The sequence below is a fragment of the Rhodococcus sp. GXMU-t2271 genome, assembly GCF_041414735.1.
Classification (GTDB): Bacteria; Actinomycetota; Actinomycetes; order Mycobacteriales; family Mycobacteriaceae; genus Rhodococcus; species Rhodococcus indonesiensis.
Window position 1 is genome coordinate 59,698 of the sequence record NZ_JAUIZP010000060.1, and the last position, 13,763, is coordinate 73,460.

Here is a 13,763-nt window from a genome sequence, read left to right on the forward strand (position 1 = left end):
ATGTCGAAGCCTACGGAACGCCCGGAGTCCGCCGAGGCCCCTCCTGTCGGACCGCTCGCGGGACGCTTGCGGCGTGGAGCGGCAATGGCTGCGGCGGGGCTCGTCCTCGTCCAGGGAATCACCTTCGTGCAGACGCTGGTCCTTGCACGTCTGCTCACCCCGGAAATCGTGGGTGTGTTCGCGGCGGCAACGGTACTGACGACATTCCTCGTGGTATTCACCCATGGGACCTTGGCCCAGGCGCTGATCCAACGCGAGAACGAGGTCGACGACGCCGTCACCACCGTGTTCTGGGTGACCCTCGCGACGGGATCCCTCATGGCAGTCGGGGTCCTGACAGTTGCACCGATGATCGGGTGGTTGTTCCACAGCGACGAAGTGGCGACAGTGGCAGCGGCGATGTCCGGGTCGGTGCTGTTGACGGCTGCGACGAGTGTGCCCGATGCCGTCATGCAGCGACGGTTCCAGTTCAGTCGCCGGGTCGTCGTCGATCCGGCAGTCGGCCTGACCTACGCGGTGGTCTCGATTGCATGCGCAGCCCAGGGGCTGGGGGTGTGGGCGCTTGCGATAGGTTCGTACGCATCGTTGGCCGTGTGGATTGCAGCGAGCTGGTCGCTCTCGCACTGTAATCCGTTCCGCGGACACTTCTCGGTACGGCTGTGGCGCGAGCTCGCCGTGTTCTCCTTCCCCCTCCTGCTGGACGGTATGGCTGCACGTGCGCAGGAAGCCGTCGAGCTGACCATCATCGGTCGAGGTCTCGACGAAGGGGCTCTGGGCAACTATCGCTACGGACGTCGAATCGCCTTGATCCCGTCCATGGCGATCGTCCAGGTGTGCTCGTATGTCCTGTTTCCGGCCTTCTCCAGGATCGCCTCGGACGTCGAACGGTTCCGGGCGGCATTCCTGCGGTCTCTCCGATGGATGTGGCGGGTGACAGTGCCGGTGGCGGCATTGACAGCTGCGCTGGGCGAGTCAGCTGTCGTGTTGTTGCTCGGTGAACCCTGGCGCGGTGCCGGCGTCGCATTGGCGTCGATGGCCGGCATAGGCATCGGAGTGGCGATGACATCGGTCAGTGCGGAGTCCCTCAAAGGTGCCGGGCGATCCGTGCGGATGAACTGGATGACGGGGGCGGGGATCCTTTCCGGCATCCCGTTGCTCCTCCTGCTTCTTCCGTTCGGGCTGTCCGGAGTAGGGCTGGCTGTCTCCGGAACGGCAGTTGTCGTCGGGATCACGGGACTCGCCGTGACGCGCTCGGTAGTAGGGGTGACCGGACGCGACATGCTGCGGGTGATGTGGTCGCCTGTCGCGGCGTCCGTCCCGATGTTCCTCGCCGTCATGTATTTCGAACGATCGGGAGGGAGTCCCGACGAACTGTCGCTCGTCGCAGGTATCGGCCGGCTCGTCGTCGAGGTTCTGGTCTTCGGTCTCGGGTATCTGCTGGTCACGAGGTTGGTCGCCCCGGCAGATTTCGCCGAGATCCGGGCGGCGGGGGTGTCGCTGATCGCTCGTCTCCGGGGACGGACATGCACGAGAGCGTGACGAGCGCTCGGGGGAGACGAATCCGGATCGGACGGCGGTTGTCGTTCGTCGTTTTCGTGCTCCTGGTGGTGGTCGCCGGAGGCATCCCCCTGTACGTAGTACCCGCTCAGGATCGTCTCCTCCCGGCAGACGCAATCGTCGTGCTGGGTGGCCCGGGAGAGGAGCGCTACGCCTACGGGATCGAGCTCGCGAACAGGGGCCTCGCGGCACACGTCGCGCTGTCGGATCCCAGCGGCGGTGAGGACGATCGGCTCACGGGTCTGTGTGCGGAGCCGTCGATTCCGACGGTGACCTGCTTCGCGCCCCGTCCTCCGACGACATCCGGCGAAGCGCGCGCGATTCGTGACCTGGCCGCTCGGGAGCATTGGCGGAAGATTATCGTGATCACGTTCCTGCCGCATCTCTCACGTGCGGGATTCATCATCCGGCGGTGTTTCGCCGGCGATGTACTGATGATCGCCAGTCCGGACGGGCTCTCCCCTGCGGAATGGGCATGGCAGTATCTGTATCAGACCGCCGGTTACGCGCGTGCGTTGATGAATCCTCCTTGCTGAAACACTTGTGCGTACCCGTCGAGCGGTACCCAGCGGCCCTCCAGTTCCCGATAACGCTCGCGCACCTCGGGAAGTAGATCCGGCAAGGTGAGCAGAACCCGGTCGGGCTCCGCCATCATCATTTCCTCCGGCGCGACGATCGGCACGTCGGTTCCGGGCATGCGCCGGCCCTGCTTGGCCGGTGAGGCATCTGCCACAGCGGTGACAAGGCGCCGATCGAGCCCGGCGCGTGCGAAGAGCGCTACCGCCCGGGACGCAGCCCCGTAGGCGAAGATCCGTCGCCGTCGGCGTGCCGACGATTCGAGCCAGGCGCGCAGCGCGCGGGACTGCGTGTCCGCTGCCCTCTGCAACCGGCGTACCGACGACACGTCCGTGACACCGATCGCCGTCTCCTTCTCGAGGATGTTCCGGGTCTCCGCCGCCGGCACGGCACGCGGCGTCCGCCGTGCCGCGACCAGCACGGTGCCGCCGTACAGTTCGAACTCGCGGGCATACACTACGTACAGACCCACCTCGGCTAGCAGCGCGCGCAGTGCGGTCAGTGAGTAGTACGCATAGTGCCCGTGCCGGAGTGCCGTCCACTGGCCCCCCGAGACGATCGTGGCCAACGAATGGAACTGCAGCAGCAGCACGCCGCCGGGGGCGACAGCCGATGCGCGCTCGCGAAACGCCGCGCGCTGGTCGGGAGCGTGCATGATGCCGAACGAGTCGAGCACCACCGAGGCCGCGGCGCCCGCCGCAGCTACCCGGAAGCCGTGTTCGGTGAGCAACGGAAGCCAGGTACCGCCGTGCGGGCTGCCGAACTCGGCTACCGTCCGGCCGACGAGGAGACCTTCCGAGGCCGCAGCACGTACGGCGGCGGCGGCCTGGTCGCGCAGCGCCTGCGGTTCGACTCCACGAGGCTCGTCGGGCACCGAGTCGTCCTCGGCGAGCTGTGCGAGCCCACAGTCGCGGCACAGGTTCATCGCGAGCGGGTGCGCTGTCTCGTCGGCCGTGACGGGAGTGTCGACGGCAGGGAAGCAGTCCGCTGCGGGCATCGGGCCGAGGTCGACGACGCGCTCGACGTCCGGGCTCCCGCATCCTCGGCAGGTGCTCACAGCGCTCTCCTTCCGCCGCAACGGTGCACTGTTCGGCCACGCGGTCGGCGTCGATGCGCGACGATGGGCCGATGCGGGTGGAAACGACGGAACTGGCGGATGTGGTCGTCCTGCGCCCGGAGCCGTTCCGGGACGATCGGGGACTGTTCACCCGCACATTCGACGCCCAGGTGTTCGACGACCACCTCGGCGCGAGCGGAGTGCGCGCCGCCGATTTCGTCCAGGACTCGCAGTCGCGTTCGAAACGGGGCGTTGTACGCGGTATGCACGGACGGTCCGGACGGGGCGAGGCCAAGCTCGTGCGGTGCGCGCACGGCGCGATCCACGATGTGCTGGTCGACATCCGGCGAAGTTCGCACACGTTCGGCCGCCACAGCGCCTTCCTCCTGGACGACGTGGAGTTCGCCCATCTCTATGTGCCGCCAGGCTTTCTGCACGGGTTTCAGGCCCTCACCGAGGTGGCGGACGTGTGCTACCGCATCGACCGGCCGCACGACCCGGCGGAGGATCTGGCGGTCCGGTACGACGACGCCGACCTCGCGATCGGATGGCCCCTCCCGGTGACGGTGCTCAGCGCCCGGGATGCGGCAGCGGGGCCGTGGTCCGCCCTGGCGGCCGGCCTCTGACTGCCCGGACGCCGGCATCCTCACCGCCGCCCGGCGCCGGAGTGCTCGAAGCGCATCGTGCTGTCGAGCACCCCGGCCTCCTGGAGACGCTTCAGGTGGGCGAGCCGGACGAACCGGTTCGAGAAGCCCTCGCGCGTCAACCCGTACTGGAGGTAGCGGGCATACAGTTCGGCTGCCCCGTCGGCCACGGTCCACTGCGGCAGATAGTCGTCGAACGCCTTGCGGATCGCGCTGAAATCGACCCGGTACGAGCGCGGGTCGGCACCGGTCTCGCCGGTGATCACGACCTCCGCGCCCTGGACGACGTCGGCGACGGTCTGGGCGATCTGGGCGACGGTCACATTGTTGGTCTCCATGCCCACGTTGAACGCGGCGCAGTGGATCCGGTCGATCGGCGCGACCAGCGCGTGCGCGAACGCCTCGGCGATGTCCTGCGCATGTACCAGCGGCCGCCACGGCGTGCCGTCGGAGAGCACACGCACCTGGCCGGTCAGCACCGCGGTGCCGACGAGGTTGTTCAGGACGATGTCGGCGCGCAGGCGCGGGGAGAATCCGAACGCGGTGGCGTTGCGGAGGAAGACCGGCGAGAAACCGGAGTCGGCGAGGGCGGTCACGTCGTCCTCGACCCGCACCTTGCTCTCCGCATACGGCGTCAGCGGACGCAGGGGCGCGTTCTCGTCGACTGCGTCCTCGCCGGCCGCGCCGTAGACGGAGCAGGTGGAGGCATAGAGGAACCGCCGCACCCCGGCTGCCTTGGCGCAGCGTGCGAGCCGTACGGACGCCTGATGATTGATCGCATACGTGATGTCCGGCTCGAGCGCTCCGAGGGGATCGTTGGACAAGGCGGCAAGGTGGACCACCGCGTCAAATCCGGTGACGTGCGAGGCGGTGACGTCACGGAGATCGATCCGGATCGCGGACGGTTCCTCCGGTGCGGGCCCGAGGACGCAGTCCGCGAAGAGGCCGGAATCGAGTCCGGTCACGATGTGACCGTGGGCCCGAAGAACCGGGACCATGACGGAGCCCAGGTATCCCTGATGCCCGGTGACGAGGACGCGCATGGCATGCCTTTCAGAAGTGGACTGTGGCCTTCTCGACTACGAACGCTTCGGCGTGCGGGCGACGGCACTGCACGCCGCGCAGCCGCGACAGACCTAGGAAGGCCTGTTCGTCGAACCAGTCGTGGTCGAGCTGAGAGGGGTAGTGCTTGAGCAGGATCCGGACCTTCTCCTCGGCCACCTTGCGGGTCAGGGGGTGGTAGAGCACCGGGCGGGGGGTGTCGGCCTCCCACTTGAGAATCTCGTATCCGAGCACGAGGTGGTCGCGGAAGACGGTGGGGACGAGTTCGGCGAGCAACCGGTGGTCCTGATGGGCGTCACCGCGCTGCGGTGCGAACACCACGTCGGGTTCGCAGGTGTGCCGGAAGGATTCGAGGGCGGTCTTGATCGCGTCCCAGTACGCGGGGGCGCGGCCGTCCGGAACGTCGAGGACCGTGAGTTCGACGTCCGCCCCGGGACACAGTGCCGCGAGCGCGTGGCGTTCCTCGATCTCGCGTCGCGAGTCTTCACCCGACAGGACGAAGGCGCGTACCCGCAGAGGTTGTGTCGCCCGGCCGGTCAAGGTGAGCAGTGTTCCGCCGATGCCGATCGCGATGTCGTCGCAGTGGGCTCCGAGCACCGCGACCTCCCCGATGTCGCGGGCGTGCAGTTCGATCACGACGTCACCGTCGCACGGGCGCTCTCCCACACGGTCCACGGATGGATGCCGCGGGCGTAGTTGTCGTCCAACTCGGCGCGTTCCTTGAACGTGTCGGCCGGTTTCCAGAACCCGTCGTGCCGGTAGCCGTACAGCCGGCCCTGCCCGGCGAGGGTGCCGCAGACGTCGGCGACGAGGTCGCCCCCAGGTGGGAGCAGATCGAAGATCTCCTGACTGAGCACGAAGTACCCGCCGTTCTCCCAGATCGGGAAGCGGCTGACCGGGACGATCTCCTTGATCTCACCGTTCTCGGCGACGTCGACGCAGTGGAACGACGACTGTGGGGGGACGACGAGCATCGACGCCGTCGCGCCGGACCGGTGGTAGCGCTCGATCATCACGTCGAGGGGAGCGTCGGTCAGGACGTCCGCATAGTTGGCGAGGAAGTACCGGTCCCCGTCCAGGTGGTCACGCACGCGGCGCAGGCGCTCGCCGATCGCGGATTCGAGGCCGGTGTCGACGAAGGTGATCGACCAGTCGCTGATGTCGGTGTTGAGCAACTCGACCCGGTTGTCGTGGAGGACGAAGTCGTTGGACTGTTCCTCGTGGTAGTCGAGGAAGAAGTCCTTGATCTTGGCCGCTCCGTAGCCGAGGCACAGGATGAACTCGGTGTGGCCGTAGTGGGCGTAGTACTTCATGATGTGCCAGAGCAAGGGCCGTGGGCCCACCATCTGCATGGGCTTGGGAATCTCGTCGGTACGGTCGTTGCGCATGCGCATGCCGTAGCCGCCGCAGAACAGGACGACTTTCATACCGTGATCCTCCTGACGAAGTCGGCGGGGCCGATGGTGGTGTGCAGCGTGGGTAGCGGGAATACGAGCCGGCCGCCCCAGGCGGAGATGTACTGCAGTTGGGTCGTCAGTTCTGCGGACAGGTTCCACGGCAGGGCGACGACCACGTCGGGCCGGTCCTTCTCGATCTGTTCCGGCGGCAGGATCGGGATCCGGGCGCCGGGTGTGTAACGCCCGTGCTTGTACGGATTGCGGTCGACGGTGTAGGCCATCAGGTCCGGCCGGATTCCGCAGTAGTTGAGCAGGGTGTTTCCCTTACCTGGTGCGCCGTAACCGACTACGGACAGGCCCTGGTCGTAGCAGTCGAGGAGGAATCGCAGCAGGGTTCGGCGGACGGAACGGGCGCTGGCTTCGAGTTCGCGGTAACCCGCCGTCGTGTGCAGCCCGGCCCGGCGCTCCTCCTCGAGTACGGCTTCCACCCGTGTTCCGGGAGTGCTCGCGACCTCGTCCGGCCGGGCCCAGAGCCGGATCGATCCGCCGTGTGTGCCGAGCAGTTCGACGTCGACGACCGACAGGCCACCGGTGGCCAACGCCCGCATCGCCGACAGCACTGTGTAGTACTGGAAGTGCTCGTGGTAGACGGTGTCGAACTGTGCTTCGCGCACCAGGTTCAGCGCGTGGTGCACCTCGATGGAGATCCAGCCGTCGTCGGCGACGAGGGTGCGCAGCGATCGGGTGAATCCCAGCAGGTCCGGGATGTGGGCGTAGACGTTGTTCGCCACGACCAGGTCGGCAGGCCCGTACTCCTCGCGGATGTCCTCGGCGAGTCCTTCGTCGAGGAACGCGGTGACGGTGGGGACACCGATCGCGCGCGCCGCGGCGCCGACGTTCACCGACGGTTCGATGCCCAGACACGGGATGCCGGCCGCGACAGCGTGCCGCAGCAGGTAGCCGTCGTTGCTGGCGACCTCCACGATCGAGGAGTCCGGTCCGAGTTGCAGTTTGCGGACGGCGGCTTCGACGAACTGCCGGGCGTGGTCGACCCACGAGTCGGAGAACGACGAGTAGTAGGCGTACTCGGTGAAGGTGTCCTCCGGGGTGATGAGCGCCGGGATCTGCAGCAGCAGGCAGTCCTCACACAATCTGAGGTGCAGGGGGTAGGTGGTTTCGGGCAGGTCGAGTTCGTCCGCGGCCAGGAAGCGTTCGCACGGTGGTGTGGCACCGAGATCGAGCACGCTGAGGAGTCTCTCGGATTCGCACAGACGGCACTTCATTGATCACACCCCTCGGGCAGTCGGCCGGGGGACCGCGCCGGCGAGACTTCCGCAACATCGGTCCGACTCGACTAGGTAATCATACTTGAAGAACGAATGGAACCCTGAAACAAACCTCGATATTGTTTTTACGGCTGTTTGGCGCCGGTTGGTAGACACACATAGACTCGGGGCTATTCACACCCCCACTCGTGGGTCGGGCACGCCGGGGGCGAGGCGTACTGTGAGGTCCTGGGGAGGTCTCCCGATGTCGTTTCAGATCGTTCAGCGCGAACGGACTCTCGTCGCCGGCCTGCCCGTGCGCAGCCCGCGCCGGGCTCTCGGCAAAGTGCGCGACCGGGCGCTCGACCGGGCCTGGTCTGCGGTGCTGAAGCAGGAGCTCGGCGGCCCGCTGGCCTCCGCCTACACCGATCACGCGGTCGACATCGACTCCTATTACACCCAGACGGTCGGGTATCAGTGCGAGTCCCTGGATCAGGTGACGGAGGGGCACATAGTGGCCTGCCTGCCGGCTGGAACCTACGCGAAGTTCTCGTCGACCGGTACTTTCCCCGGCGTCTTCATCGATCTGTGGAATCAGATCCGCACGGCCGAGGAGACGGGCGAGATCGTCCGATCCTTCACGGGTGATTTCGAATTCTATCCGCACGCGTACCGCATCGACATGTACGTGTCGATCGTGACCTCGGAAAAGGCTGGTGTGCAATGAGTTTCGAACTCACCAAACTGCACGACCACTATGTGGGCGGCCTCGTTCTGCCGGGACTCGAACCGGGATCGACCGGCCAGCAGTCCGAACTGCTGGCCTTCACGGAGGATCGCATCCGCGCGCGCGGCGTCGGCGAGGTGCTCGTGGTCTACATCTGCCATCCCGAGGTCGGATGGAATGCGGTAATCGGCAGTCGTTGCGAGGGCCTGAGCGAGCTGACGATCGGGGACTCGCTGGTACGGGTCCCCGCCGGGTACTTCGCCCGCTTCGTGCCGGACGGAGAGCACTCCGATCCCGTCGACGACGTGTGGCACCAGGTGGAGATCGCCGAGAAGGAGGGGCTGATCGAGCGGGCACACCGGGAGGAGGTGGCAGTCATCGGACCGTCGGGACTGACGGAACTCTACATATCTCTGGCTTGAACGCTGTTGTGTGCTTCGAACACCGTTCTTCGGCGTGAACACTGTGGGGAGCACCCGGATACTGCATACTCGATCCATACAGCCACATATACGATCCGCACCGTCCCAGGTCGGGGATACCGACCGCGAGGAGCGCGAGGATCCGATGTGGTCCGCCGGGTGACTCCGACCGGGGTCTCCCGCAAAGTCGGGAGGCCGACCGTGGATCGAGCAGTGCGCGCCGCATCGCACTCGGTGCGGGAGCGAGTCTCGACCTACCGGGATCAGGCCTCCGGATATTCGTTCGTCGCAGCCGCACCGAGTGCGGCGCCGGATCTGTGGAACGAATACATTGCCCGGGCGTTGGGCGCTTATCGTCGATTCGGCGTCGAATCCGCACTGGAGTACGAAACTGTGCGAAGCGGGGAGAGCACGGCAATATTCTGCGCGGGGCTCGATCGAAGGGGGGTCGTCGTGGGCGGGGTGCGGGCCCAGGGGCCTTACCAGAACGCGGACGAGTCCCACGCCTTGACCGAATGGAGCGCGCCGGAGCACGTCGACCATCTCCGCCGCATGATCGAGAGCCGAATCCCGTTCGGTCTGATCGAAGCCAAGGCGGCGTGGGTGTCCGAGGATGTGCCCAAGCGCCGAGAACTCACGCTTGCCGTGGCGCGCATGGGCGCGAAGTTCATGGGCCTGCTCGACTCGCGATACATGATGGCCACCGCCGCCGACAACCTGCTGGATCTGTGGAAGACCTGCGGGGGTGTGGTCGACCCGAGCATGCCGGCCACCCCGTACCCGGACGCCCGCTATCGGACCCGGCTCATGTGGTGGGACCGTCTGCGCACCGATCCGTTCGGCGACGAACTCCGACGAGAAGTGGGTGGGATCCGCTTCGACGGGGAGCCGATGTGAACGCCGACGGCGAGACCGGATGGACGCCCTCCGTGTTTGCGGAGGACCGGCCGCAGGACATGGAGGAGCTTCGACGTCTCCGCTCCGAACCCGGGCTCGTCGTCGTCGACCGTCTCGCCGATCAGGTGAGAGGACTGCGCGAGGTGCTCCCGCGGCCGGAGAGCGACCTGCTCGACGAGCCGGCGCGGTGGGTCCATTACCCCTGGCATCGGACCGTCGTCCGCGTACTCGGCCCGAACTCGTTCCGGCGGTTACGGCTGGATCGTAACCGGAACAAGGTGACGTCGGCCGAACAGGATCGGCTGCAGGAAGTGACGGTCGGAATCGTCGGTTTGAGTGTCGGCTTCTCGGTTGCGCAGGCGCTGGTGCTCGACGGAGTGTGCGGAGAACTGCGACTCGCAGACTTCGATCCGATCGAGTTGTCGAATCTCAATCGGCTGCCGGCTTCCCTCGTCGATCTGGGCACGAACAAAGCGGTCGTGGCCGCGCGACGACTCGCGGAACTGGATCCGTACCTGCCCCTGTCGGTGTGGCCCGAGGGAGTGGGGCCGGAAACGATCAGCGAGTTCGTGGACGGACTCGACATCGTGGTGGACGAGTGCGACTCGCTGGACGTGAAGGTCGCGTTGCGTGCGGAAGCGGCCCGGCGGGCGGTACCGCTGGTGATGGAGACGAGTGACCGGGGACTGATCGACGTCGAACGCTTCGATCTGCAGCAGGGGCGGCCGTTCCACGGTCTGCTGGGAGAGATCGACCCGGAGCGGCTCGCCGCGTTGTCGGGCCGGGAGAAGATTCCGTACGCGCTGCGCCTGCTCGGACCGGAGCGGATCTCGGCCCGGATGGCCGCTTCCCTCCTGGAGGTGGAGCAGACGCTGGCCACCTGGCCTCAACTGGGCAGCGAGGTGATGCTCGGCGGCGCGACGGTCGCCGCGGTCGTGCGACGGCTGGGGCTCGGGCAACCGCTGAACTCGGGACGCGGCCGTGTGGACGTCGAAGCCTGCCTCGACGCCCTGACCCTCCCGGCGGATCCCGGAAACCGGCCGGGTGCGGATGCACCCCCGCCCCCGGAATCGGACGATCCGATCGACCGGGTACTGCACGCCGCGAGCAGAGCCCCCTCGGGCGGCAACAGCCAGCCGTGGTCCGTCACGGCCGGCGGCGGAACCCTCGAGATCGACATCGCGGACGACTTCGTGCCGACCGCGATCGACATCCACGCCCGAGGCAGCTACGTCGCGCTCGGCGCGGCCCTGCAGAACGCGCGCATCGCCGCCGCGGCACACCGGATACTCGGTGCGGTCCGGGTGCTCGAACGGGACGCCGGTGAGCCGCCGCGCAAGGTGCTCGCGACGATGCAGTTCTCCGACGGAACGGACTCGGTCCTGGCCGCCCAGTACGAGATGATGCTCGCCCGCGGAACCAATCGGCAACCCGGCGACGGATCGCCACTTTCCGACGCCGAGACGGCTGCCCTCCACCGGGCAGCCGAACAGGAGGGGGGCCGGATCAGGATCGTCACGGGCGCCGATCGCCTCGCCGAGGCCGCGGAGCTGCTCGCAGAATCGGACAGGATCCGCTACCTGACTCCCGTTCTGCGGCGCGAGATGCTCTCGGAACTGCGGTGGCCGGATTCGGAGGACATCGACAGCGGCATCGACGTCCGGACACTCGGGATGGACGACGCGGAGCGCACGATGCTCGACCTGGCGCTTCGAAACGATGTGCTCGATCAACTCGGGGAGTGGGACCTGGGGCACGGGCTGGGGCGGCTGACCGGAATGCGGGTGCGGAGCAGTTCGGCACTCGTGGCGGTCTTCGCGGCGGGTCCACGGCCCGCCGACTACGTCCGTGCGGGGATGGCAGCCGAGAGCGTGTGGATTTGCGCCCACAGTCTGGGGCTTGCGGTCCAGCCTGCTTCACCGGTGTTCCTCTACGCCGAGGACGACACCGACCTCGTCCGGCTCTCGGAGGTCCGGTTCGGCGCGCTCGGAAAGCTGCAGTCGACGCTCGACGACGCGTTCGACCGGCCGGCCGACCTGCGCTTCGCCCTCCTGCTCCGGGTGGCGCGGGCGCGACCGGAACGGATTCGCAGTGCGCGTCGCTCGGATAGAGTTCGAAAACATCCCTGATCCGGTCCGCTCGCGTCGAATGTGCTGTTCCCAAGGGGTTTGAGATGGCGGAGAAGAGCTTCGAGAACATCGTCACCCGGGTGGCTTCCCACCTCATGCCGGCGGACGCCGTGTCTCATCACTCGGTGATCGAACGGGTGCTCCAGGAGCTCGTCGAGCACTTCGAGGTCGACACCTGCTTTCTTCGCTACAACGATCACGAGATCCACGCGACGGTCCTCGTCGCCGAGTGGCCGCCGCGGGAATTCGTGCCGGACCCGGACCCTCTGGGAGTAGTGCACTTCCGGGACGCCGACCCGATCTTCGCCATGACGGAGACCATGAAGGAACCGGCCGTCACCCGCCCGGGACAGTCGGGGGACGAATACGCCGACCGGGTGCGCGCGGGTTCGGGGGTGCCCGAGGTCTCGGTCGCGGCGGTGCCGCTGATCTCCGGGAGCGTCACCACCGGCACCCTGGGCTTCATCAAGGCCGGTGATCGCGACTGGAGCGAGGACGAAATCAACACCTTGATGATGATCGCGGCTCTGCTGGCGCAGGTGCAGGCCCGTGTCCGCGCCGAACAGGACCTGCGCGACGCGGCCTATCACGACGATCTCACCGGCCTCGCGAGCCGGCGCGCCCTCCTCGAACACCTCGAGGAGCGGCTGAAGCGGGGGCAGCCGGGGCCGGTCGCCGTTCTGTTTCTCGACCTGGACCGGCTCAAGCCGCTCAACGACTTCCTCGGTCACGCCGCCGTCGACGTGTTCCTGTGCCGTACCGCACAGCGATTGTCGCGCGTGTGTGATCCGAAGGACATGGTGGCACGCCTCGGCGGTGACGAGTTCGTCGTCGTGCTCGACGGGCCGGTGTCGCTGGAGGCGGCCCGGGAACGCGCCGAGGCGCTGCGGTGGGCGGTCGGGATGTCGGTGCAGCTGGGCAGTCAGGTCGTAGGCCGCGGGGGCAGCCTCGGCGTTGCCGTCGGCGAGCCCGGACGGATCACGCCGGTGGCGCTGCTCGGCCGGGTCGACGAGGCGATGCTGATGGCCAAGAGCAAGGGTGGCAACAGCGTCGTCGCATACACCGAGGACATGCGAGGCGCGAGCGAGCGCCGCAACCTCATCGAGCTGAGCCTGCGGACGTCGATCGACGACGAGCATCTCACCCTGGACTATCAACCCGAGTTCGACCTGCGTGACGGCAGCATTCTCGGTGTCGAGGCCCTGGTGCGATGGAATCATCCGGTGCTGGGCAAGCTGCAGCCGGCCGAGTTCATCGAGGTGGCCGAGTCGACGAACCTGGCGGGCGAGCTCGGAGGCTGGGTGCTGCGAACGGCGTGCGGGCAGTTGGCGGAGTGGCGACGGCGTATTCCGGGACTGAACATTCGGATGAGTGTGAACGTCTCGCCCGTGCAGCTGGTGAGCCTCGATTTCGTGGAGACGGTGGAGAGCGCACTCGAGGAGTTCGGCCTCGGCAGCTCGTGCCTGTGCCTGGAGATCACCGAGTATGTGGTCGTCAGCGATCTCGAACGTTCGCGCAAGACGCTCCGGCGGCTCGAGCGTCTGGGCGTGTGCTGCGCGATCGACGACTTCGGAACCGGGTACAGCTCACTTGCCCACCTGAAGTCGCTGCCGGTCCACACGCTCAAGATCGACAAGGCGTTCGTGCTGAACCTTCAGCGCAGCGAGAGCGACCGAGTCATCGTCGAGTCGATCATGGGACTCGCTTCGGCATTCGGCTTGGAGGTGGTGGCCGAGGGTCTCGAGTCGGTTTCGGCAGCGACCAAGCTTCTGGACATGGGATGCCGGCGCGCGCAGGGCTTTCTCCTGAGTCGGCCGAAGCCGCCCGAGCAGATCGAGGAAGTATTGCGCCGCGGAAGAATCGACCTTCCGTGGAAGGTGCCGATCCCCCTGCATGAATGAACCACCGGTCCGTTATTGTGTCTAAAACAATCTCCAGGTAGGTTTTAAGGGGTCCGAGGCTCCTCGACTCCGAAATGGGGATGACTCCGATGCGGAACCGCGAGACGAACACCCCCGTTGCCGGTGCGG

13 protein-coding genes are annotated in these 13,763 nt (G+C 66.9%); 8 read left to right on the forward strand and 5 right to left on the reverse strand.

The features are described from left to right. On the forward strand, window positions 1-1,539 hold the full coding sequence (locus QYS60_RS21575; protein WP_371384234.1) for an oligosaccharide flippase family protein: 1,539 nt from the start codon (window positions 1-3) through the stop codon (window positions 1,537-1,539). Then, window positions 1,524-2,093 carry a YdcF family protein gene (locus QYS60_RS21580; RefSeq protein ID WP_371384235.1) on the forward strand — a complete coding sequence of 190 codons (570 nt, stop codon included), beginning with the start codon at window positions 1,524-1,526 and terminating at the stop codon, window positions 2,091-2,093. The genes QYS60_RS21575 and QYS60_RS21580 overlap by 16 nt, the downstream gene beginning before the upstream one ends. On the opposite strand, the gene QYS60_RS21585 is transcribed toward QYS60_RS21580, so the two are convergent. After that, window positions 2,060-3,190, reverse strand: a complete 1,131-nt coding sequence (locus tag QYS60_RS21585; protein ID WP_003935122.1) for a class I SAM-dependent methyltransferase — start codon at window positions 3,188-3,190, stop codon at window positions 2,060-2,062. The genes QYS60_RS21580 and QYS60_RS21585 overlap by 34 nt on opposite strands. A gap of 71 nt (window positions 3,191-3,261) precedes the next feature. Between QYS60_RS21585 and rfbC the strand changes: the two genes are divergently transcribed. After that, on the forward strand, window positions 3,262-3,816 hold the full coding sequence (gene rfbC, locus QYS60_RS21590) for a dTDP-4-dehydrorhamnose 3,5-epimerase (RefSeq protein ID WP_003935121.1): 555 nt from the start codon (window positions 3,262-3,264) through the stop codon (window positions 3,814-3,816). 20 nt (window positions 3,817-3,836) lie between these two features. Here rfbC and QYS60_RS21595 read toward each other — a convergent pair whose 3' ends face one another. Genes QYS60_RS21595 through QYS60_RS21610 form a run of 4 tightly spaced genes read right to left on the reverse strand, consistent with a single transcriptional unit; the run spans window position 3,837 to window position 7,576 of the window. Beyond that, on the reverse strand, window positions 3,837-4,877 hold the full coding sequence (locus tag QYS60_RS21595) for an NAD(P)-dependent oxidoreductase (RefSeq protein WP_003935120.1): 1,041 nt from the start codon (window positions 4,875-4,877) through the stop codon (window positions 3,837-3,839). Window positions 4,878-4,887: 10 nt separating this feature from the next. Then, on the reverse strand, window positions 4,888-5,532 hold the full coding sequence (locus QYS60_RS21600; RefSeq protein ID WP_371384236.1) for a PIG-L deacetylase family protein: 645 nt from the start codon (window positions 5,530-5,532) through the stop codon (window positions 4,888-4,890). After that, the gene (locus tag QYS60_RS21605; protein WP_371384237.1) at window positions 5,529-6,323 is read right to left on the reverse strand and encodes a glucose-1-phosphate cytidylyltransferase; all 795 of its coding nucleotides are present in this window, start codon (window positions 6,321-6,323) and stop codon (window positions 5,529-5,531) included. The genes QYS60_RS21600 and QYS60_RS21605 overlap by 4 nt, the downstream gene beginning before the upstream one ends. Continuing rightward, on the reverse strand, window positions 6,320-7,576 hold the full coding sequence (locus QYS60_RS21610) for a methyltransferase domain-containing protein (RefSeq protein WP_371384238.1): 1,257 nt from the start codon (window positions 7,574-7,576) through the stop codon (window positions 6,320-6,322). The genes QYS60_RS21605 and QYS60_RS21610 overlap by 4 nt, the downstream gene beginning before the upstream one ends. 247 nt (window positions 7,577-7,823) lie before the next feature. On the opposite strand from QYS60_RS21610, the gene QYS60_RS21615 reads away from it, so the two are divergent. The 5 genes from QYS60_RS21615 (at window position 7,824) to QYS60_RS21635 (ending at window position 13,634) form a co-directional block, all read left to right on the forward strand. Next, a complete protein-coding gene (locus QYS60_RS21615; protein ID WP_371384239.1) occupies window positions 7,824-8,285 on the forward strand; it encodes a GyrI-like domain-containing protein in 462 nt (153 codons plus the stop codon). Beyond that, window positions 8,282-8,707 (forward strand): hypothetical protein, encoded by a 426-nt coding sequence (locus QYS60_RS21620; protein WP_003935115.1) that lies wholly within the window; start codon window positions 8,282-8,284, stop codon window positions 8,705-8,707. The genes QYS60_RS21615 and QYS60_RS21620 overlap by 4 nt, the downstream gene beginning before the upstream one ends. Window positions 8,708-9,259: 552 nt before the next feature. Further along, the gene (locus QYS60_RS21625) at window positions 9,260-9,604 is read left to right on the forward strand and encodes a hypothetical protein (RefSeq protein WP_371384240.1); all 345 of its coding nucleotides are present in this window, start codon (window positions 9,260-9,262) and stop codon (window positions 9,602-9,604) included. Then, on the forward strand, window positions 9,601-11,733 hold the full coding sequence (locus tag QYS60_RS21630; RefSeq protein ID WP_371384241.1) for an Rv1355c family protein: 2,133 nt from the start codon (window positions 9,601-9,603) through the stop codon (window positions 11,731-11,733). Before QYS60_RS21625 ends, QYS60_RS21630 begins: the two co-directional genes overlap by 4 nt. A 44-nt stretch (window positions 11,734-11,777) precedes the next feature. Then, window positions 11,778-13,634 (forward strand): bifunctional diguanylate cyclase/phosphodiesterase, encoded by a 1,857-nt coding sequence (locus QYS60_RS21635; RefSeq protein ID WP_003935112.1) that lies wholly within the window; start codon window positions 11,778-11,780, stop codon window positions 13,632-13,634. Window positions 13,635-13,763 lie beyond the last annotated feature (129 nt).

Excerpts from the sequence above, each read along its gene's own strand:
- QYS60_RS21575 (WP_371384234.1), top strand. The coding sequence starts at position 1 with ATGTCGAAGCCTACGGAACGCCCGGAGTCCGCCGAGGCCCCTCCTGTC.
- QYS60_RS21580 (WP_371384235.1), top strand. The coding sequence starts at position 1,524 with ATGCACGAGAGCGTGACGAGCGCTCGGGGGAGACGAATCCGGATCGGA.
- rfbC (WP_003935121.1), top strand. The coding sequence starts at position 3,262 with ATGCGGGTGGAAACGACGGAACTGGCGGATGTGGTCGTCCTGCGCCCG.
- QYS60_RS21595 (WP_003935120.1), bottom strand. The coding sequence starts at position 4,877 with ATGCGCGTCCTCGTCACCGGGCATCAGGGATACCTGGGCTCCGTCATG.
- QYS60_RS21605 (WP_371384237.1), bottom strand. The coding sequence starts at position 6,323 with ATGAAAGTCGTCCTGTTCTGCGGCGGCTACGGCATGCGCATGCGCAAC.
- QYS60_RS21610 (WP_371384238.1), bottom strand. The coding sequence starts at position 7,576 with ATGAAGTGCCGTCTGTGCGAATCCGAGAGACTCCTCAGCGTGCTCGAT.
- QYS60_RS21615 (WP_371384239.1), top strand. The coding sequence starts at position 7,824 with ATGTCGTTTCAGATCGTTCAGCGCGAACGGACTCTCGTCGCCGGCCTG.
- QYS60_RS21620 (WP_003935115.1), top strand. The coding sequence starts at position 8,282 with ATGAGTTTCGAACTCACCAAACTGCACGACCACTATGTGGGCGGCCTC.
- QYS60_RS21625 (WP_371384240.1), top strand. The coding sequence starts at position 9,260 with ATGATCGAGAGCCGAATCCCGTTCGGTCTGATCGAAGCCAAGGCGGCG.
- QYS60_RS21635 (WP_003935112.1), top strand. The coding sequence starts at position 11,778 with ATGGCGGAGAAGAGCTTCGAGAACATCGTCACCCGGGTGGCTTCCCAC.